The organism is Halopseudomonas xinjiangensis (assembly GCF_900104945.1).
GTDB classification, from domain to species: Bacteria; Pseudomonadota; Gammaproteobacteria; order Pseudomonadales; family Pseudomonadaceae; genus Halopseudomonas; species Halopseudomonas xinjiangensis.
In genome coordinates this window covers 2,353,823-2,372,493 of the sequence record NZ_LT629736.1, presented here as the reverse complement: position 1 = coordinate 2,372,493, position 18,671 = coordinate 2,353,823, and the positions used below count along the sequence as shown (strand labels likewise).

Below are 18,671 nucleotides of genomic sequence, written 5' to 3'. Positions count from 1 at the left end.
CACACCAGCGGCGCTGGTGTCTGCCGGCTTGTGGTCCGATACCCCAGGCGGCCCGGTTTCAGTTAGATGAGGAGTTCAACAATGCGTGTCATCCTTTTGGGTGCCCCCGGAGCGGGGAAGGGCACACAGGCCCAGTTCATCTGCCAGCGGTTCAATATTCCGCAGATTTCCACCGGCGACATGCTGCGTGCTGCAGTCAAGGCCGGCTCCGAGCTGGGCAAGCAGGTCAAGGAAGTGATGGACAGTGGCGCACTGGTTTCTGACGAACTCATCATCGGCTTGATCAGCGAGCGGATCAAGCAGGAAGACTGCGCCAACGGGTTCCTCTTCGACGGTTTCCCGCGCACCATTCCGCAGGCCGAGGCGCTGGCCGAGGCAGGCATCGCGATTGACCACGTTCTGGAAATCGCGGTCGACGACGAGGAGATCGTGCAGCGTCTGTCAGGCCGTCGCGTCCATCCGAACTCTGGCCGCGTATATCACGTTCAGTACAATCCGCCGAAGGTGACCGGGCAGGACGATGTCACTGGCGAGCCGCTGATTCAGCGGGACGATGATCGCGAAGAGACCGTTCGCAAGCGTCTCCAGATCTACCACACCCAGACCAAGCCGCTCGTGGAGTTCTACAGCAAGGTATCCGCAGCCACCGGTACGCCCAAGTGTTCGAAGATCGAAGGCGTCGGTAGCGTTGATCAGATCACCGCCAAGGTGCTTGCTGCGCTGAGCTGAACACTGACGCGTCATCAATGAAAGCCCGTGCGATGCTGTCGCGCGGGCTTTCGCGTTTTGGGTACAATCGCTTCCTTTTCAGGCGTCCAGCATGACTACCCTGCTTGCCATTGATACTGCCACCGAGGCCTGCTCTGCCGCGCTCCTGCACGGTGATAGGCTGTTCCACCGTTTCGAGATCATTCCCCGAATGCATGCTCAGCGGCTGCTGCCGATGGTCGATGAACTACTGACCGAGAGCGGAGTCATTCTTGATGAGCTCGATGCCCTGGTTTTCGGCAGGGGTCCCGGCGCATTTACCGGGGTGCGGATAGCCACCGGCATGGTGCAGGGGCTGGCCTTTGCTAGCGGCAAACCGGTCATCGCGGTCTCCAACCTGGCGGCTCTGGCCCAACGGGGTTGGCGCGAGCAGGGCGCCGAAAGGGTATGTGCAGCAATCGATGCGCGGATGGACGAGGTGTATTGGGGCTGTTTCCGCTTGGTCGAAGGTGTCATGCAACCGGTTTCGGAAGAAGTCGTCTGTTCGCCGGAGCGAGTATCGGTGCCTGACGGTTTCGAACCGCAGTTTGGTTGTGGCACCGGTTGGTCTTATGTTGATCGGCTTGCAGTGAAGGTCCCGGCTACGGGCGCTGATTATCTGCCCGATGCACGCGATCTGATCGACCTGGCATTGCCAGCCTGGCGCAGCGGGGCAACCCTGGATGCGGCTGACGCTCAGCCAATCTATCTGCGGGATCAGGTGGCGACTCCGAAAGGACGCTAAATGAAGGCGAAAAAGCCGCTTCGTCGGCGAAGCTTTGCTGCAAGGGCGTCCTGCGGATAATCTGGCGGGACTCATTCTGGAGTGGCTAAATGCGTCTGGATGGTCAGCTTCCATTCAACTCGCTCGTTGAGCGCAGCCGATCTGTGGCCCCACCGGCCAGCAGTGAGTCGGCTCGTCCCGGCCACGCGGCTCCGGTCGAGCCGACCAGGGCGCTGACCCCCAGAGCTGTCGTTGCGCTGTCTGCCAATGCCGAATACATCCCTGCACGTCGCGAGTCATCCCAGCCGGTGTATGGCCGCGTCAACCAGGCCTTGGCCAGCTACGAATCTACCGCCAACCTGCCGCTGGAATCCGAGGTCGAAGGCATCTTCGGCGTTGACCTCTACGCCTGACGCCATGATTGCTACGCCTCCTGCCACTTTTGTTCAATCCGTTTCCGCGTCGTTGGCCGTCACCTGGCTCAGCGCTGAGCATCAGCAAGCCGCTGAACACCTGGCGAATCGGCTCAACATCCCTGCCGTCCCACCCGAGCAGAGCACCACCGAACTATTGCTGCAGTTGGCTGACGATGGCCTCAGTCTGCGTTCGACCGAGGCGGGAGCGCCAGGCGCTGTGCGTGTCGACTTCGTAGAGGGTGCGCTGGCGCACCGTCGGCAGTACGGTGGTGGCGCCGGGCAGATGGTCGCGCGTGCTGTCGGCCTGCGCGGCTCTATCAGGCCCTCTGTTCTCGACGCCACGGCGGGTCTTGGGCGCGATGCTTTCGTGCTGGCGGCTCTGGGTTGCGAAGTGATGATGATCGAGCGTCAGCCGGTGATCGCCGCGCTGCTGGCCGATGGGCTGAGCCGGGCGCTGCAAGCGGGCGGTGAAGTAGCTGAGATCGCCGCGAGAATGCGACTGACCGAGGCTGATGCGATCGAGGCGATGCGCGACTGGGCCGGCCCGGTCCCGCAAGTCATCCATTTGGACCCGATGTTTCCGCACCGGGACAAGTCGGCTCTGGTGAAAAAGGAGATGCGTCTCTTCCGTCCCTTGGCAGGAGACGATCTCGACGCACCGAAGCTGCTATCTGAAGCGCTGGGCCTGGCCAGCCACCGTGTGGCCGTGAAGCGTCCGCGCAAGGCGCCGGTAATCGACGGCCCCGAGCCGAATGCGAAGCTGCAGGGACAGTCGAGCCGTTACGATATCTATGGGCTGAGAAAGCTCGGCTGACGTTTCAGACAGTGGCTGCTGGAGCGGAGGTGCGGGCGACCTGCCGAATCGATAACCGGATTTCTGCGCTGAGTACGCGTCTGGCCGTGCTTTCGGCAATTTCCTCAAGCCCCGGCTGGAAATGCAGACGTCCCTCCCCGTTGGTGCTGAGTACCTCCAGTTCGGTCAGCCGCTGGATGAATTGGCGGAACAGTGTCTTGTCGAAGAACTCGGGCGCGTTGAGTCCATGCAGAATCGACAGACGTTGCGCCATCACCGTACAAAGGCCTTCCAGCTCCTCCGCCGTCAGGCTGCCGTTCGGATTGTTCAGCAATAGCGCGGCGGCCATGTAGAACCGCTCGAGCATTTGGATAATGGTGCGAGCCAGCAAGCTGAGCAGCACGAACTCCCCCGAGCTTGGGTCAGGACGGTGAAGCTGCTCGTTCTCCTCGCGGAGCAATCCCTGGGCGATCAGACCATTGATCCATTGCTCGATCACCTGAGGCAGCTCGGCTTCGTTCCATTGCAGGAAGAGTTCGGCCTGCAGGTAGGGATAGATAGCCGTAATGAGCCGCTCGATCTGCGACCGGGTGACACGCGGATTGTTCAGAAACAGGCAAGCGATCAGTGCAGGCAGTGCGACCAGATGCAGCACGTTGTTGCGGTAATAGGTCATCAACACGGCCTGCGGCTCGTCCAGGAAGAGTATCTCGCCCAACGCATCGGACTGGCGACCAATCAGCCCCATCTGTTCCACATAGCCAATCAACGCGCGGCCCTCGAGCTGCGGCAGCGTAACGCAGCCGCAATAGGGCACTCGGCGAAGCAGGGCGGTGAAGCTCTCCAATACGCGCGCCAGCGCTGGTTCGTCGAGTGCCAGGCGCGGGGTCGAGAGCATGGCCAGGGCGACCAGATTCACCGGGTTCACATCGGCCGCGGCGTTGATCGACCGGGCGAGTAGCTGGGCGAGGTCATTGGTCGCCTGGGGCAGCCAGGATGGGCGGTGCTGCTCTGCCTGGCTCAGCTCACGCCAGCCCGGCTGGCGTCGATCGAGGAACTCGCTCAGCGCCACCGGCTCGCCGAAATTGACCGCGACCTGGCCGAACGGCAGCTTCAACGCCCCGAGCACGCGAAACAGGTCGAAGATCGATTCCTTCTTTTTCGCCTGTCCGCGCAGCTCGCCCAGATAAGTGCGACCCTCCAGAACCCGTTCATAACCGATGTACACCGGGACGAAGACAATGGGCCGGCGTGAACTGCGCAGATAGCTGCGGAGGGTGATCGCGAGCATGCCGGTTTTCGGATTGAGCATGCGGCCGGTGCGCGAGCGGCCACCTTCGATGAAATATTCGACGGGGAAACCACGGCTGAACAGCGTATGCAGGTATTCGTTGAACACTGCCGTATACAGCTGATTGCCCTTGAAAGTGCGACGCATGAAAAACGCCCCGCCCCGCCGCAGGATGCCCCCGATGACGGGCATGTTGAGGTTGATGCCGGCAGCGATATGCGGTGGGGTCAGGCTGTTCTGGAACAGAATGTAGGACAACAGCAGGTAATCGATATGGCTGCGATGGCAGGGCACATAGATGATCTCGTTGCCGCGAGCGATTTCCTGGACTCTTTCGATGTGATGAATGCGGATGCCCTTGTACAGCTTGTTCCAGAACCAGGACAGGACGACTTCGAGGAAGCGGATGATGGTGTAGGTGAAATCGGAGGCAATTTCGTTGGCGTACCGCGAGGCTTCCCTTCGCGCCCTGGCTTCGTCTACGTCCTTTTCCTGCATCTCACGAGCTATCGCTTCGCGTACGAGCGGTGCGCGTAACAACCCTTTCAACAATGTGCTGCGGTGTGACAGGTCCGGACCGACCACAGCGCCCCGTTGCTGGCGGAAGTGCACGCGCAGCAGACGGTTGACCTTGCGTACGTTGCGCTGGTGTCCGAGGTTCTCATCGACAAGACCGCGCATCGACATCGGTTCGCCGAAGCGCACGCGTATCTTGCGGCCGTGCAGCAGGATTGCCATCAGTTTGCGCAAGCGCCCACCGACCGCCCAGTTGTAGGCAAACAGCAACTTGATCGGCGAGGATTCGGCGTCCGGCGATTGACCCCAGAAAACGCTTACCGGTACCAGCTGCACTTCCATGGCGTGCTGGCGTTCCACCGCATCGAGAACCCGCAGCAGTCGTGGGGATTGATCGCGCGGGTCCGGCCGGTTGACCCAGGCGTGGCCGTTATTGAGAAATACATGGGCTTCAGGCTCGTCGAGCGGCGCATGCGTGGGCCGCACCGGTCGTGGCAGGCCAGCCTTGGCGCATTCACGATCCAGTACCAGCAGGTCTGACAGAGAGCGAGAGGGCAGGACGTAGACAATCGGTCGATGCTGGTCGAGTCGCTCGTTGTAAGCCGAGTTGGCTATGGTTTCCGAGCGCGCCCAGGTGAACAGCAGGCGGCGCAGAAAGCCGAAGCGCAACCGCCCGAACAATGATGAAAAACCCGCAGACATATCGTTCTCGTTGTCATCGCGGCAGACCGCGTTCATTTTGCGGCGATTCTAACGGTTTTGTTGGCGCGTGACATGGCGGTGCTGCACGAACCGCAGAGCTCTTGAAATGGTCCGCTTCGGTTCATATAGTCTTTGCGCTCCAGCGCTGATCATTTCGTGCGGTGAGAAACGGAATCTGGGTCGGCAATCCCTGTCGTCGCAGGCGGATATCATCCCCCTCGGCCGTCATGCACGCCGGTTCAGATCGTCCTTTATTACTTCGGCATTCAATGTATGCTTGCCCGTTGCGGTGCGCAGCCTGTCGCGGTGCGCCGGTTTTTTTGGGGAACGGAAGAGGCCATGATAAAGATAAACAGCCTGACCAAACGCTTCGGCGATCACCTTGCGGTGGACAATCTTTCCTTCGATGTGCAACCGGGGGAAGTGCTTGGCTTTCTCGGCCCGAACGGGGCCGGCAAGTCGACCACTATGAAGATGCTGACCGGTTTCCTCACGCCTGATGGTGGTTCTGCCTCGGTGTGCGGCTTCGATATCCAGAGCCAGATTCTCCAGGCTCAGAAGCATATGGGCTATCTGCCCGAAGGTGCGCCGTGCTACGGCGACATGCGGGTTAAGGGATTTCTTGAGTTCATTGCCGAAGTTCGCGGCTTCAGTGGCGCTGAGAAGCGCAAGCGAGTCGAGCAGGCGGTAGAGCAGGTCGAGCTTCAGGGTGTTCTGGGCCAGAGCATCGAAACCTTATCCAAAGGCTTCAAGCGCCGCGTCGGGCTGGCGCAGGCGATCCTGCACGACCCTCAAGTGTTGATCCTCGACGAGCCCACCGATGGCCTCGACCCCAACCAGAAACATCAGGTTCGCCAGCTGATCCAGCAGCTCGCCAGCGGTAGCAACAAGATCGTGGTGATCTCTACGCACATTCTCGAAGAAGTCAGTGCGGTCTGCACCCGGGCCGTCGTCATTGCACGCGGCCGACTGCTGGCTGATGGAACGCCGGATCAGCTCGAGGCGCGTTCGCGCTATCACCAGGCGGTGACCGTCGCGCTCGCACAGCCGGTCGACAGTCAGCCATTGCTGGCGCTGCCCGGGGTGTTGGACGTCGAGCGTCAGCGGGAAGGGCGTCTGCTGACGGTGGTCGCGAAACCAGGCGAGGTTATTTTTCCGGTGGTCGGGCAGTACGCGCGTGAGCACGCTTGGCCGGTGCTGGAATTGTCGGTCGAGCGAGGCCGTCTTGATGAAGTCTTCCGTCGCCTGACCTCGGAGGAAGCGGCATGAAAAACCTCGGAGTGATCTTCAAGCGAGAGCTGCGCAGCTACTTCGCCACGCCGCTGGCGTATATCTTCATCGTCATCTTCTTGGTGCTCTCGGCTGTTTTCACCTTTTATCTGGGCGGCTTTTACGAAAGTGGCCAGGCCGACCTGAATCCCTTCTTCAACTTTCATCCTTGGTTGTATCTGTTCCTGGTGCCGGCGGTAGCGATGCGCCTGTGGGCCGAAGAGCGCAAGTCCGGCACCATCGAGCTGTTGATGACGCTGCCTGTCTCGCGTACCGACATGGTCATGGGTAAATTCCTCGCCGCCTGGGTGTTTATCGGTCTCGCGCTGCTGCTGACCTTTCCGATGATCATCACGGTCAACTACCTCGGCTCGCCTGACAATGGCGCGATCTTCACCGGATATATCGGCAGCTGGCTGCTCGCAGGGGGCTACCTGGCGATCGGTTCATGCATGTCGGCTGTTACCAAGAACCAGGTGATCGCATTCATCGTCAGCGTCGTCGCCTGTTTCGTCTTTATCGTCAGCGGCTTTCCGCTGGTGCTGGACGTATTCAGCGGCTGGGCTCCGCAGTGGCTGCTCGATGCGATCGCCTCGCTCAGTTTCCTGATCCGCTTCGATGCCATCAGCAAGGGCGTTCTCGACCTGCGCGACCTGCTTTATTTCATTTCGCTGATCGTTGTCTGGTTATTGGCGACGGCGATTGTCATCGACCTTAAAAAGGCCGATTGAGGCGAGGAGAACAACAATGAAACGCATCATGTATTCGGGTACCGGCCTGCTGGTACTTTTGCTGGCCTTCGTCGCTTTCAATATGGCTTCCAATGTGCTGCTGCCCGGCGCCAGACTCGATTTGACCGAGCAAAATCTGTACACCATCTCCGACGGTACCGAGCAGATCCTCGAGGACCTGGAGGAGCCGATCGACCTGTACTTCTTTTTCTCCGATCGCGCCAGCAAGGACATGGTGGTGCTGCGCAACTACGCCCGCCGTGTCGAGGAGATGCTGCAGGAGTACGAGCGGGTTGCCGAGGGCAACATTCGGCTGCACATCATCGATCCGCAGCCGTTCTCGGAAGCGGAGGACCGTGCTGCGGAGTTCGGGTTGCAGGCGATTCCCTTGTCCGATACCGGCGAGCAGTTGTATTTCGGCCTTGCCGGCACCAACAGTCTGGCCCAGCGTGAGGTGATTCCGTTCTTTGCGCTGGAACAGGAAGGTCTGCTGGAGTACGAGCTGAGCCGACTGGTCAACAGTCTGGCTCAGCCGGACAAGCCGGAAATCGGTCTGATCACCGGCCTGCCGATCGCTGGCGGTAGCATGAATCCGATGCTGGGGCAGGGTGGGGAACCGTGGGTCGCTTACGAGCAGGTTCAGCAACTGTTCACCGTGCGCAACCTCGAAGCCGATCTTGACGAGATCCCAGCAGAGATCGACGTGCTGTTGCTGGTGCACCCGAAGTCTCTGAGCGAGGCGGCTCTGTTCGCGGTAGATCAGTTCGTGCTGCGCGGCGGCAAGCTGCTTGCCTTTATCGACCCGGTTGCCGAAGCTGACCAGAGCCAGGAAGCGATGATCGCCGCCATGGCGGATGGCAAGTCCTCGGATCTGGGACCCCTGCTCAAGGCCTGGGGGCTCGATTACAACCCCGAGCAGGTCGTGCTGGATGCGCGCCTGGGCATGTCGGTGAGCCGTGGTCAGGGCCAATTGCCCGCGCGCCACATTGGCTGGCTGGAACTCGAAGCAGCGCAGCTCAGCGACGACGATACCGTCACCGCGCCGCTCCAACTGTTGACGCTCGCCAGTGGCGGTGCACTGCAGCCTATCGAAGGCGCCAGCACGCGCATCACGCCGCTGCTCACCAGCACGACCAACAGCGCGCTGGTGCCCTCGAGCCGCTTTACCGAACTGCGGGACCCGGAAACCCTGCTCGATGGCTTCGAGCCTGATGAAAAGCGATACCTGTTCGGCGCCCGCGTGCAGGGCCCGGCCAGCACCGCCTACCCGGAGGGACTGGAAGGGCGTGAGCCGCAGGTGGTCGAGAGCGACAACATCAATGTCGTGGTCATCGCCGATACCGACATGCTGACCGACCGCATGTGGGTGCAGATTCAGGACCTTTTCGGCCAGCGCATCCCCCAGCCTTGGGCTGATAACGGCGGTCTGCTGATCAACGCCCTGGACAACCTGTCCGGATCCGAAGCCCTGATCAGCGTCCGCTCGCGTGGCGACTTCAGCCGTCCGTTCACTGTCGTTGAAGAGCTCCAGCGCCGTGCCGAGCGCCGCTTCCGCGCCAGCGAACAGCGTCTGCAGCAGCAGCTTGCCGAGACCGAGCGGCGGTTGGCGGAGCTACAGCAGGAGCAGGATCCTTCGCAGCTGTCCGAGATGAGCGCGGAGCAGGAGCAGGCGATTCAGCGTTTCCTGGATGAAAAGCTGGCGATCCGCAAGCAGCTGCGCGATGTACGCTTCCAGCTCAACGCCGATATCGAGCGCCTCGGCATGTGGCTCAAGGTAATCAACATTGCTCTGGTACCGGCCCTGCTCACCCTGGGCGTGCTGTTGTGGTGGGGCATCGGCCGGCTTCGCCGTCGTTCGGCCTGAGGAAGATAGACAATGCGCAACATTATCATCCTAGTGATCGCGGTAGTTTCCATCGCCCTGGTCGCCCTGGCGGTCCAAATGCGCAGTGAAGACCGCGTCGCTGACCTGGAAACGCGACCGCTGTTTTCCGACACCCAGCGCGAGATCATCGACGACCTCGAGCGTATCGAGCTGCGTCGCGGTGGTCAGCAGGTGGAACTGGAGTATCGGGACCAGCAGTGGGGCGTCGTCAACCACTATCACTACCCCGCGCAACGCGAGCGTATCGCAGCGCTGCTGCATGCGGTCCGCGGGGTACGTATCGTCGAGGACAAGACGGGCAATCCCGAACATCACGCCCGGCTCGGTCTGGATCCACAAGCCGAAGGCAGTGAAGCGCTGGAGGTGATACTGCGCGACGACGAAGGCGATCTGTCTTTGATTTACGGTAACACCGTCGGCGGTGGACAGCTGGTCAGGATGCGCGATCAGGATCAGGTCTGGCTGGTCAACAGGCCTTTCTCCATGTCGGTGAACCCACAAGACTGGCTTGCGCTTTCAGTGATTGGCCTGCCTATGGCGCGTCTGGCGACAGCGCGCTGGGAACATGCCGATGGCGAAGTAGTGGAGCTGGACAAGGCGCAGGAGGGTGATTACAACTTCCGGCTCGTTGGTGTGCCTGCCGAGGTCCAGGCGGGGAATGAACGCTCGATCAATAGCATGGTTCTGGCCCTTGCTCAGCTGCGCGCACAGGATGTGACGCTGCGCAGTGAGCTTGCCCTGGGCGAGCCCATGCTGCGCATGCAATTGAGCACCTTTGCCGGTGCCGAGTTGCAGGCGAGCCTGCACGAGATCGAAGGAAAATACTGGTTGCTGATCGACCAGTTCGACAATCCGGGCGAGGAGCCGCTCGCGGTCAACGCCGACGCTCGCTGGGCCTACCAGCTGAACATCGGCCAGGTCGAGAATCTGAACAAGCGCCGTGAAGACCTCATCCGGCAAGCGGCAGAGTAGCCTCTTTTCCCTCCCTGGCAGTTTGGCCTGTATCGCCCTGATACAGGCCGCTCCGTCGCTCCCCTATACTTGCGCGGTGTTTCGCTTCGACTAGAATCGAAATACGGTCTCTTACAGCCTTTCTTCACTGACGCGTAGCTGCCCGGGCTTGGCATACCGGATAGCAGAACAGTAGGAGCGCGACGCTGGGACGGTGGTTGGGAGCGCCGGGATTGCCGGTCCGGTAATGCGGACGGCGTGACACAACGCAGTGTGTGGAGAAGTGGTAATGGCTGAGCGTGAGCACGGCACCGTTAAATGGTTCAACGATGCCAAGGGTTTTGGCTTCATTCAACGCGAGTCCGGTCCGGACGTATTCGTACATTTTCGAGCTATCCGCGGAGACGGACACCGAACACTGGCCGAGGGCCAGAAGGTAGAGTTCACTGTGACCCAGGGCCAGAAAGGTCTGCAGGCGGAGGACGTTTCGCCGGTATGAGGCGAAGGGGCGTTGCCGAGATGGCAGCGTCCCGCTCCGCTCACTGGATGTGCTGGTTTACCCACTGACGAAATTGTGCAGCGGGTAATGCTCCGGCAAGGCGAGCTATTTCCTTTCCACGTCGGACGATCATCAGTGTCGGTATGCTTCGAATGGCGTAGCGAGAGGCCAGTTCCGGCTCGTCTTCGGTGTTGATCTTGACCAGCCGTGCCCGGGGTTCCAACTCGGCAGTGGCCTGCTCGAAGACCGGTGCGAACTGTCGACACGGGCCGCACCAGGGCGCCCAGAAATCGATCACTACTGGCAGATCGCTCTGCGCATGGTTGGCGAACGTGGCCTGGCCGACCGCGACAGGGCGGCCGTTGAACAGGGGCTGTTTGCACGCGCCGCAGCTCGGTCCGGCTTCGAGCCGTTCGGCAGCCAGACGGTTCTTCTTGTGGCAGTTCGGGCACGCCAGGATCATCGTTTCGCTCATCAGACTATCCTCCTTCGACATGTGCGCTGAAGTGTAGCCCGTAAGTCACCGCTTCAGCCCTCGGGGTCATTCGTCCCGCCAGTGGTTCTGCATTTCGATGAACGTCAGTGAGGCGGACCAGGTGATCAGCATGAGTCCAGCCAGAGCTTCGGTACCGAACAGGAATCGCAGATGGCCGCCAGGCGAGAGGTCACCGTAACCTACCGTGGTATAGGTTGCGGCGGACAGGTAAACGTAATCGAGCAATCCGGGCTGCTGCATCTCTGAAATGCCGCTGCCTGGGCCGACACCGGCGAGCAGCCAGGCGCCAATCCCAAACAGCCATATTTCCAGCACATGAGCAAGCAGCAGGCCGAAGAACAACACGAGTATCCGCAGGCGCGGCCGCAGCGTGGACCAGCTAGTAACGGCGCCGAGCCTGTACGCGGCCTCGTAATGGAAGACGATCGCCGCGATGGTAATCAGTGCTGTTGCCAGCGCAACGATGAAGTAACCGAGCGCCATTAAGGCTTTTGTGCCCAGACGAATTCCGCCTCGCCTTCGCTGTTGACCTTCAGCCAGCGATCAGCATCCGCTTCGCCGTCCGATTCGGTCCACCCGCCGACCGAACAGCGGACTTCATGTCCGATGCCAGCGTGAACCGCCCGGGCGCAGTCGACGTCCGTCTCCCAAGGTGTCTGGTCGCTGTCGAACCAGATGCTTGCCCATTTTCCGGCTGCCTTGCGAACGACCATGACCGGAGTCGTGTGAGATGTCTTCAAGGAGCCGCGCTGGGTCAGCCCCGTCGGCGCGTGCAGATTCAGCTGCCCGACTTCACGGCCCAGCCAGTTGAACAGGTCGTCCAGATGATCGTCACGCAGATAGATCTCGATGTCAGGTTGACGCACAGAATGTCCTCAGCAACGTTGCAGGATGACCAAGCGCATGGCGACCTCCAGCCCGACCAGACCGGTTTCGATAATATGCCGTTGCCGATCGGGAGCGCTGCGCAAGCTGTGTGGCGTCATGCCGATCAGATTGGCCAAGTCGGTGGCTTCCAGTTCCAGAGGATAGCGCAGGGTCTTGTCGCTGACGACCTGCAGCTCCGGCGGCGGTTCCTTGAGCAGGTCCGGCGTCGCGTGCACATCGTCATACAGTGCGGCGCGCAGGCTGCGCAGGTGGTCGGCGTGCGGTCCGACGAGCATCAAATGGCCGCCAGGTTTCAATGTGCGAAGACACTCGTCCCAGGACCAGGGGCTGAATACCGAGAGCAGGGCGTCGAGGCTGGCATCGGCGACAGGCAGCCGAGCACTCGAAGCCACCAGCCAGCGCAGGTCGCGGCTGCGGCGGGTCGCCCTGATCACCGCGTCCTTGCTGATATCCAGCCCGCCAACTTCGCTGTCGGACAGCACCGAGGCGAGCCGGGCCGTGTAGTAGCCCTCACCACAGCCCATATCGAGCAAGGTACCGGGGCCCTGGGCAAGAAAGGCCCGGTTGATCGTCTCGCTGACCGGTTGATAATGACCCGCGTCGAGAAACGCCTGACGGCAGGCGAGCATCGCCGGCGTATCGCCTGGCTGACGGCTGTTCTTGTGCTGCACCATCAGCAGGTTCAGGTAGCCCTGGCGAGCCTGATCGTAGCTATGGCCGTTGTCGCAGCGCCACTGCTGGCCCAGGTTGGTCAACGCCTGATGGCATATCGGGCAGATAAGCTCCAGCATCAGCCGAGCAACCTGACCAGTGTGGCCTGATAGATATCAGCGAGGATCTCAAGGTCCTCGGCGCGGATACATTCGTCCACCTGGTGAATAGTCGCGTTCACCGGTCCCAACTCGACGACCTGCGTGCCCATGGTAGCGATGAAGCGGCCGTCAGAGGTGCCGCCGGAGGTGGACGGTTGCGTCTGCCGACCGGTGACCTCGAGAATCGCGCCAGCCACTCCGTCGAGCAGGGCACCGGGCTCGGTAAGAAAGGGTAGTCCGGATACCGTCCAGTCCAGTTCATAATTCAGGCCGTGCCGGGCAAGGATGTCCCGGGTACGGCTCTGCAGGCTTTCTACCGTCGACTCTGTGGAAAAGCGGAAATTGATCAGAGCCTCCAGCTCACCCGGCACGACGTTGGTCGCGCCGGTGCCAGAGCGAATGTTGGAGATCTGAAAACTGGTGGGCGGGAAGAACTCATTGCCGTCATCCCATGATTCACCCGCCAGCTCGGCCAGCGCCGGCGCAGCCAGGTGAATCGGGTTGCGCGCCAGGTGCGGATAGGCAACATGGCCCTGCTTGCCCTTGACCAATAGCCGGGCATTGAGCGACCCGCGGCGGCCGTTCTTCACCACATCGCCGACCACTTCGGTGCTCGAAGGCTCGCCGACTATGCACCAGTCGACCTTCTCGTCGCGGGCCTTCAGCGTCTCGACGACCTTCACCGTTCCGTCCACCGCTGGCCCTTCTTCATCACTGGTGATGAGAAAAGCGATCGAACCATGATGATCGGGGTAGTCGGCGACGAAGCGCTCGGCGGCAATGATCATGGCTGCCAGACTGCCTTTCATGTCCGCGGCGCCGCGCCCGTGCAGCATTCCGTTGTGGATGGCCGGAGAAAACGGCGGGTTGGTCCATTGCTCGACTGGTCCGGTCGGCACGACATCAGTATGCCCGGCGAAACACAGGACCGGGCCCTGAGTCCCGCGTCGTGCCCAGAGATTGTCCACCTCGCCGAAGCGCATCGGCTCGATGGCAAAACCACAAGCGGCCAGGCGCTCAGCCATCAGCTCCTGACAGCCGGCATCGGCAGGGGTGGTGGAGTCTCGCGATATCAATTCGCAGGCCAGGGCAAGGGTCGGGGAAAGCTCGGTCATGGCTCGTCTGTCGTAACGGATTTGAGAGCGGCATGATAGCAGAGTTGCCGGTCCGATCCGCCTATGCAGGGGTCATGGCCAGCGAGCGCGACGCCAGGCCCGACGCTGCTTCTTGTCGAGAAACGTCCAGGCCACGAAGCGGCTGCGCTTGTTGCCCTGCGCCATCGGAACGTCCCGAATATCGGCGGCGCCCAAGGCCCGGACGCGCTCCTGTAACGGCTGAACATTTTCGCGCTTGGATACGAGGGTGGAGAACCAGAAGACCTGGCTGCGATGGGCTGCGCTCTGGTCGGCCATGCGCTGCAGAAATCCCGCCTCGCCATCCTCACAGTAGAGTTCGTTGTGCTGACCGCCGAAGTTCAACGATCGGTCGGCAGAACCCCTGAGATTCTGCCACTTTTTCCGGTTGGCATCCTGCGCCTCTTCGGCACTGCGGTGAAAGGGCGGATTGCAGAGCGTGAAGTCGATCGACTCGTCCGCCTGGATCAGGCCAAGGAAAATGTTTCGCGGATCCGGCTGCCGGCGCAACGTGATGGATTGGGCGGCGTTCGGATTGGCGGCGAGGATGCGCGCTGCGTTGTCCAGAGCCACCGGATCGATGTCGGCGCCAATGAAACGCCAGCCATATTCCACCTGTCCGATGAGGGGATAGATCAGGTTCGCGCCGGTGCCGATGTCGAGGCCAAGCAGCTTCTCGCCTGCCGGTAGCACGCCGTCATGGCTTTCGGCGAGCAGGTCGGCCAGGGCGTGGACATAGTCGGCACGCCCGGGCACGGGAGGGCAAAGATAGCCTGGCGGAATGTCCCATTCTACGATGCCGTAATCGGCACGGAGCAGCGCCTGGTTCAGCAAGCGCACCGCTTCCGGATTGGCGAAATCGAGCGTTGGCTGGCCGTGCACGCCGAGGCGCATGAAGCCCTGCAGCTCAGGGGCCGTCCGGGTCAGGGCGGCGAAATCATAACGGCCTCGATGCCGATTGCGCGGATGTGGCGCGGCGGCTGGCGGGCGCTGTCGAGGTGGGTTCATTGTTCCGTAGGCACCGAAAGATGGAGCGGCAGTGTCCCACAGCTTGCGGACGTAACAAATACCGAGTTGTGCACAGTTACGGTGGATGGAGCTGTGGATAAGTGCAGGATAACCACATCGGATTGTCATCCGTCCTGCCCCGGAGGATCTTGCTCGTTTTTTAATCAGCCCGCAGTAGGCGGTCGCCCACGCACCAGCTGGCCGCTGGTATAATCGCCACAGATTCGAGAGGGTTCAGTATGTCGACAGATGATCCACGCTTCGGCGGAATAGCACGACTTTACGGGCGCGACGGCCTGGCGCGGTTGGGGAAATGTCACGTGGCGATTGTTGGCATCGGTGGGGTCGGTTCCTGGGCGACCGAAGCGCTGGCGCGTACAGGCATCGGCCAGATCACCCTTATCGACCTGGACGAGGTATGCCAGACCAACACCAACCGGCAACTTCCGGCGTTGCAGGGGCAGATTGGACGCCCAAAGGTCGAAGTCATGGCCGAGCGGCTGCGCCAGATTAACCCGGAGTGCAAGGTCAACGCGGTGATGGACTTCATCTCCGAGAAGACGCTACCGGATTACATCACCAACGACATGGATGCGGTTGCCGACTGTATCGATAGCGTCAAATCCAAGGTGGCGCTGATCGCCTGGTGCAAGCGCCGCAAGATTCCCATCGTGACCTCCGGCGGCGCGGCAGGGCAATTCGACCCGCTGCAGATCAAGGTCGCTGACCTGTCCAGGACCACCAACGACCCGCTCGCGGCCAAGGCGCGCTCCGAGCTGCGTCGGCATCACAATTTTCCGCGCGCTGACAGCAAGCGGAGCTTCGGAGTGCCCTGCGTGTATTCGACCGAACAACTGACCTACCCGCAGCCTGACGGCAGCGTATGCCGAACCAAGGTATTCGACGGGGAAGTGGTCAAGCTGGACTGCGAGGGCGGACTGGGAGCGGTATCGATGGTGACCGGCGCCATTGGCCTGAACATGGCGGCAAAGATCGTCGAGCGCCTGCTGAGGTAGAGGGTAGCGGCGGGAGCCGCTGAGCGACAAGCAGCACGCGGCGAGTTGAGAGTTCTGAGCTGAAGGCAGGATGCCAGAGTCTCGATGCCCGAGCTAGCAGCCAGTACGATCTATCCATAAAGCGGAGCTTCAAGCGGCGCCAATCGGCTTGCCGCTTGAAGCTTGCCGCTGTGTTCAGTTGTGCGCGTGAAGCATCTCGTTGAGCTGGATGGCGCTCTTGTTGGTCTTGCACTCGATCGCGCCAGTCTGCGAATTCCGACGGAACAGCAGATCGGTCTGATTGGCCAGGTCGCGTGCCTTGACGATCTCGACGATGTTGTCGGCGTCGTCCAGCAGGGCGACCTTTATCCCGGCAGTGATATACAGGCCGGCCTCGACGGTGCAGCGATCGCCCAGCGGAATACCGATACCCGCGTTGGCACCGATCAGGCAGCCTTCGCCGACCGAAATGACGATGTTCCCGCCCCCTGACAAGGTGCCCATGGTCGAGCAGCCACCACCCAGGTCCGAACCCTTGCCAACGAATACCCCGGCGGATATCCGACCTTCGACCATGCTCGTGCCTGCGGTACCGGCATTGAAGTTGATGAAGCCTTCATGCATGACGGTTGTGCCTTCGCCCACGTAGGCGCCCAGACGCACCCGAGCAGTGTCGGCGATACGTATGCCGGCCGGCACAACGTAGTCGGTCATTGACGGAAACTTGTCGATGCTGTGAACGATGATGGTATCGCCCTTCAGTCGTGCGGCGAGTTGGCGCTGCGGCAACTCGGTGATGTCGATCGCGCCCTGGTTGGTCCAGGCCACGTTCGGCAGCAGCGGAAAGATGCCGGCCAGTACCACGCCATGCGGCTTGACCAAGCGATGCGAGAGCAGATGCAGCTTGAGATAGGCCTCGGGCGTAGAGGAGGGCGCCTCGTCGGTAGCCAGGATGGTCGCTACCAAGGGACGGCTGCTGCCCGCAAACTGCGCGACGATCGCGCCAGCTTCGGCAAAACCGGCCTGCTCCAGCGCCTTGCCCAGTGCTTCGCACTGCGTTGCCTTCAGCAACAGAGCCTGGTTACCTTCGCTATAACCAAGCTGTTCGGCGACGACCTGAACCAGTTTGGGGTCAGGGTGCAACATCGGCTGTGGATAGAACACTTCGAGCCAGTTGCCGGCCGTGTTCTGCGTTCCGACGCCAAAGGCCAGGCTGAAACATTCGCTCATGGGCTAATTCCTTGGATGCTATGCATGGAGGGTCATTTGAGGGCAGCGGCATACTGGTCCGGCTTGAAACCGACCAGTCGCTGCGAGCCGGTGTCGAGCACCGGTCTTTTAATCATCGATGGGTTGGCCTGCATCAGGCCAACGGCTTTGCTGGTATCGATAGCTTCCTTGTCGGCGTCGTCGAGCTTGCGGAACGTCGTGCCCTGACGATTGAGAACAGTTTCCCAGCCATGTTCGTCACACCAGGCCCGCAATTGGTCAGCGTCGATGCCTTCTTTCCTGTAGTCGTGAAACTGGTACTCAATGCCTTGCTCTTCGAGCCAGACACGCGCTTTTTTCATCGTGTCGCAGGCCTTGATGCCGTACAGGGTAATCATGTTCAGAGGCTCTCTACCAGGCGGCGAATGCGATGGGCGGCTTCGATGCAGTCTGCCAGAGGGGCAACCAACGCCATGCGCACCCGTCCGGCGCCCGGATTATAGCCGTCCACGTCACGCGACAAGTAGCGCCCCGGCACGACAGCCACGTTCTGCTCGGCCAGTAACCGTCGTGTGAAAGTCTCGTCGTCGATCGGAGTTCTAGGCCAGAGATAGAAGCCTGCATCCGGGCGTCCGACGTCCATTACCTCGCCAAGGATATTTAGCACGGCATCGAACTTGGCCTGATACTGCGCCTGGTTTTCGCGCACATGCGTTTCGTCCTGCCAGGCGGCGACACTTGCCAACTGGGTCTGCACCGGCATCGCGCAACCGTGATAGGTGCGGTAGGTCAGGTAGGGCTTGAGGAGGCTGGCGTCGCCTGCGACGAAGCCCGAACGCAACCCCGGAAGGTTGGAACGCTTGGACAGGCTATGAAAAACCACGCAGCGACTGAAGTCATTCCGGCCCATCGCCGCGCAGGCTTGCAGCAGACCGACCGGCGCGGGGCCTGACGGGTCGTGGATTTCGCTGTAGCACTCGTCTGACGCAATCACAAAGTCGTAGCGGTCGGCCAGTTCGATCAACTGTTGAAGCTTTTCCAGCGCGATCACGGAGCCGGTCGGATTGCCTGGCGTGCAGATGAACAGCAGCTGACAACGGCGCCAGATCGATTCGGGTACCGCGGCGAAATCCGGCACGAAGCCGTTGCTGTCGTCGCAGGCGAGGTAATGCGGCTCGACGCCGGCCAGAAAGGCCGCGCCTTCATAAATCTGATAAAAGGGATTCGGACTGACAACCAGTCCATCCGGGTTCCGGCTGACCACGGCCTGGGTGAAAGAGAACAGCGCTTCGCGGGTGCCGTTGACCGGCACGATATTGCGATCGATGTCCAGCGAACCAGCGTTCAACTCGAAGCGTCGGGTCAGCCAGTGGGCGATGCTGCGGCGCAATTCGGGCAGGCCCAGGGTAGTCGGGTAAAGGGCAGCCTTGTCGAGGTTGGCGGCCAGTGCCTCCAGAACCAGTGTCGGCGACGGATGCTTTGGCTCGCCAATGGACAGCGAGACCGGAGCAAGCGCCGGGTTCGGCGTCACGTCGGCGAGCAACGCGCGCAGCTTCTCGAACGGGTAGGGTTGCAGGCGGTCCAGATCGGGATTCATCCGCAAAGT

Annotated in this window: 20 protein-coding genes; 10 read left to right on the top strand and 10 right to left on the bottom strand. The window is 61.3% G+C overall.

Features of this window, described 5'->3' with window-relative positions; all coding sequences use genetic code 11:
* Window positions 1–81: 81 nt before the first annotated feature.
* The 4 genes from adk to BLT85_RS10925 all read left to right on the top strand — a co-directional run bounded on the left by adk (window position 82) and on the right by BLT85_RS10925 (window position 2,701).
* A complete protein-coding gene (adk, locus tag BLT85_RS10940; protein WP_093394533.1) occupies window positions 82–729 on the top strand; it encodes an adenylate kinase in 648 nt (215 codons plus the stop codon).
* A gap of 91 nt (window positions 730–820) precedes the next feature.
* Complete coding sequence (gene tsaB, locus BLT85_RS10935; RefSeq protein ID WP_093394530.1) at window positions 821–1,492, top strand: tRNA (adenosine(37)-N6)-threonylcarbamoyltransferase complex dimerization subunit type 1 TsaB; 672 nt, start codon at window positions 821–823, stop codon at window positions 1,490–1,492.
* An 89-nt stretch (window positions 1,493–1,581) separates the two neighbouring features.
* Window positions 1,582–1,884, top strand: coding sequence for a hypothetical protein (locus tag BLT85_RS10930; RefSeq protein WP_093394527.1), 303 nt, complete (start codon window positions 1,582–1,584; stop codon window positions 1,882–1,884).
* Between the two features lie 4 nt (window positions 1,885–1,888).
* Window positions 1,889–2,701, top strand: coding sequence for a class I SAM-dependent methyltransferase (locus BLT85_RS10925; RefSeq protein WP_093394524.1), 813 nt, complete (start codon window positions 1,889–1,891; stop codon window positions 2,699–2,701).
* A gap of 4 nt (window positions 2,702–2,705) precedes the next feature.
* On the opposite strand, the gene plsB is transcribed toward BLT85_RS10925, so the two are convergent.
* On the bottom strand, window positions 2,706–5,189 hold the full coding sequence (gene plsB, locus BLT85_RS10920) for a glycerol-3-phosphate 1-O-acyltransferase PlsB (protein WP_093397659.1): 2,484 nt from the start codon (window positions 5,187–5,189) through the stop codon (window positions 2,706–2,708).
* A gap of 339 nt (window positions 5,190–5,528) precedes the next feature.
* Here plsB and BLT85_RS10915 point away from each other — a divergent pair, with 339 nt between their 5' ends.
* The 5 genes from BLT85_RS10915 (at window position 5,529) to BLT85_RS10895 (ending at window position 10,524) form a co-directional block, all read left to right on the top strand.
* Window positions 5,529–6,458 (top strand): ABC transporter ATP-binding protein, encoded by a 930-nt coding sequence (locus BLT85_RS10915; RefSeq protein ID WP_093394520.1) that lies wholly within the window; start codon window positions 5,529–5,531, stop codon window positions 6,456–6,458.
* A complete protein-coding gene (locus BLT85_RS10910) occupies window positions 6,455–7,189 on the top strand; it encodes an ABC transporter permease subunit (RefSeq protein ID WP_093394517.1) in 735 nt (244 codons plus the stop codon). Before BLT85_RS10915 ends, BLT85_RS10910 begins: the two co-directional genes overlap by 4 nt.
* Window positions 7,190–7,205: 16 nt before the next feature.
* Window positions 7,206–9,053: a GldG family protein gene (locus BLT85_RS10905; protein WP_093394513.1), complete on the top strand. Its 1,848-nt coding sequence runs from the start codon at window positions 7,206–7,208 to the stop codon at window positions 9,051–9,053.
* A gap of 12 nt (window positions 9,054–9,065) precedes the next feature.
* Window positions 9,066–10,046: a DUF4340 domain-containing protein gene (locus tag BLT85_RS10900; protein WP_093394510.1), complete on the top strand. Its 981-nt coding sequence runs from the start codon at window positions 9,066–9,068 to the stop codon at window positions 10,044–10,046.
* A 268-nt stretch (window positions 10,047–10,314) separates the two neighbouring features.
* Window positions 10,315–10,524: a cold-shock protein gene (locus BLT85_RS10895; protein ID WP_093394507.1), complete on the top strand. Its 210-nt coding sequence runs from the start codon at window positions 10,315–10,317 to the stop codon at window positions 10,522–10,524.
* A 40-nt stretch (window positions 10,525–10,564) separates the two neighbouring features.
* On the opposite strand, the gene trxC is transcribed toward BLT85_RS10895, so the two are convergent.
* The 6 genes from trxC to rlmF all read right to left on the bottom strand — a co-directional run bounded on the left by trxC (window position 10,565) and on the right by rlmF (window position 14,861).
* Window positions 10,565–10,999: a thioredoxin TrxC gene (gene trxC, locus BLT85_RS10890; protein ID WP_093394503.1), complete on the bottom strand. Its 435-nt coding sequence runs from the start codon at window positions 10,997–10,999 to the stop codon at window positions 10,565–10,567.
* Between the two features lie 66 nt (window positions 11,000–11,065).
* A complete protein-coding gene (locus BLT85_RS10885; RefSeq protein ID WP_093394501.1) occupies window positions 11,066–11,503 on the bottom strand; it encodes an ion channel in 438 nt (145 codons plus the stop codon).
* Entirely contained in the window at window positions 11,503–11,886 is a 384-nt protein-coding gene (locus tag BLT85_RS10880) for a hypothetical protein (RefSeq protein ID WP_093394498.1), read from the bottom strand. Before BLT85_RS10880 ends, BLT85_RS10885 begins: the two co-directional genes overlap by 1 nt.
* Window positions 11,887–11,895: 9 nt before the next feature.
* Window positions 11,896–12,699: a putative RNA methyltransferase gene (locus BLT85_RS10875; RefSeq protein ID WP_093394495.1), complete on the bottom strand. Its 804-nt coding sequence runs from the start codon at window positions 12,697–12,699 to the stop codon at window positions 11,896–11,898.
* Window positions 12,699–13,835, bottom strand: coding sequence for a succinyl-diaminopimelate desuccinylase (gene dapE, locus BLT85_RS10870; RefSeq protein WP_093394492.1), 1,137 nt, complete (start codon window positions 13,833–13,835; stop codon window positions 12,699–12,701). Before dapE ends, BLT85_RS10875 begins: the two co-directional genes overlap by 1 nt.
* A 72-nt stretch (window positions 13,836–13,907) precedes the next feature.
* Window positions 13,908–14,861, bottom strand: coding sequence for a 23S rRNA (adenine(1618)-N(6))-methyltransferase RlmF (gene rlmF / locus BLT85_RS10865; protein WP_093394489.1), 954 nt, complete (start codon window positions 14,859–14,861; stop codon window positions 13,908–13,910).
* A 239-nt stretch (window positions 14,862–15,100) separates the two neighbouring features.
* Between rlmF and tcdA the strand changes: the two genes are divergently transcribed.
* Window positions 15,101–15,877, top strand: coding sequence for a tRNA cyclic N6-threonylcarbamoyladenosine(37) synthase TcdA (tcdA, locus tag BLT85_RS10860; protein ID WP_093394486.1), 777 nt, complete (start codon window positions 15,101–15,103; stop codon window positions 15,875–15,877).
* A 174-nt stretch (window positions 15,878–16,051) separates the two neighbouring features.
* Here the strand turns inward: tcdA and dapD are convergent, their stop codons facing one another.
* From dapD to dapC, 3 genes are read right to left on the bottom strand one after another with little or no spacing between them, the layout of a single operon-like run.
* Window positions 16,052–17,086, bottom strand: coding sequence for a 2,3,4,5-tetrahydropyridine-2,6-dicarboxylate N-succinyltransferase (dapD, locus tag BLT85_RS10855; RefSeq protein ID WP_093394483.1), 1,035 nt, complete (start codon window positions 17,084–17,086; stop codon window positions 16,052–16,054).
* A 32-nt stretch (window positions 17,087–17,118) separates the two neighbouring features.
* Entirely contained in the window at window positions 17,119–17,463 is a 345-nt protein-coding gene (locus tag BLT85_RS10850) for an ArsC family reductase (protein ID WP_093394480.1), read from the bottom strand.
* A 2-nt stretch (window positions 17,464–17,465) separates the two neighbouring features.
* On the bottom strand, window positions 17,466–18,662 hold the full coding sequence (gene dapC / locus BLT85_RS10845) for a succinyldiaminopimelate transaminase (RefSeq protein WP_093394477.1): 1,197 nt from the start codon (window positions 18,660–18,662) through the stop codon (window positions 17,466–17,468).
* Window positions 18,663–18,671: the final 9 nt, after the last annotated feature.

Bases quoted from the DNA above. Each gene is read 5' to 3' on its own strand.
- tsaB (WP_093394530.1), top strand. From the start codon at position 821: ATGACTACCCTGCTTGCCATTGATACTGCCACCGAGGCCTGCTCTGCC.
- dapE (WP_093394492.1), bottom strand. From the start codon at position 13,835: ATGACCGAGCTTTCCCCGACCCTTGCCCTGGCCTGCGAATTGATATCG.
- BLT85_RS10925 (WP_093394524.1), top strand. From the start codon at position 1,889: ATGATTGCTACGCCTCCTGCCACTTTTGTTCAATCCGTTTCCGCGTCG.
- BLT85_RS10850 (WP_093394480.1), bottom strand. From the start codon at position 17,463: ATGATTACCCTGTACGGCATCAAGGCCTGCGACACGATGAAAAAAGCG.
- BLT85_RS10895 (WP_093394507.1), top strand. From the start codon at position 10,315: ATGGCTGAGCGTGAGCACGGCACCGTTAAATGGTTCAACGATGCCAAG.
- dapC (WP_093394477.1), bottom strand. From the start codon at position 18,662: ATGAATCCCGATCTGGACCGCCTGCAACCCTACCCGTTCGAGAAGCTG.
- BLT85_RS10930 (WP_093394527.1), top strand. From the start codon at position 1,582: ATGCGTCTGGATGGTCAGCTTCCATTCAACTCGCTCGTTGAGCGCAGC.
- BLT85_RS10900 (WP_093394510.1), top strand. From the start codon at position 9,066: ATGCGCAACATTATCATCCTAGTGATCGCGGTAGTTTCCATCGCCCTG.
- tcdA (WP_093394486.1), top strand. From the start codon at position 15,101: ATGTCGACAGATGATCCACGCTTCGGCGGAATAGCACGACTTTACGGG.
- trxC (WP_093394503.1), bottom strand. From the start codon at position 10,999: ATGAGCGAAACGATGATCCTGGCGTGCCCGAACTGCCACAAGAAGAAC.
- BLT85_RS10885 (WP_093394501.1), bottom strand. From the start codon at position 11,503: ATGGCGCTCGGTTACTTCATCGTTGCGCTGGCAACAGCACTGATTACC.
- dapD (WP_093394483.1), bottom strand. From the start codon at position 17,086: ATGAGCGAATGTTTCAGCCTGGCCTTTGGCGTCGGAACGCAGAACACG.
- BLT85_RS10905 (WP_093394513.1), top strand. From the start codon at position 7,206: ATGAAACGCATCATGTATTCGGGTACCGGCCTGCTGGTACTTTTGCTG.
- adk (WP_093394533.1), top strand. From the start codon at position 82: ATGCGTGTCATCCTTTTGGGTGCCCCCGGAGCGGGGAAGGGCACACAG.
- BLT85_RS10915 (WP_093394520.1), top strand. From the start codon at position 5,529: ATGATAAAGATAAACAGCCTGACCAAACGCTTCGGCGATCACCTTGCG.
- BLT85_RS10875 (WP_093394495.1), bottom strand. From the start codon at position 12,699: ATGCTGGAGCTTATCTGCCCGATATGCCATCAGGCGTTGACCAACCTG.
- rlmF (WP_093394489.1), bottom strand. From the start codon at position 14,861: ATGAACCCACCTCGACAGCGCCCGCCAGCCGCCGCGCCACATCCGCGC.
- BLT85_RS10910 (WP_093394517.1), top strand. From the start codon at position 6,455: ATGAAAAACCTCGGAGTGATCTTCAAGCGAGAGCTGCGCAGCTACTTC.
- plsB (WP_093397659.1), bottom strand. From the start codon at position 5,189: ATGTCTGCGGGTTTTTCATCATTGTTCGGGCGGTTGCGCTTCGGCTTT.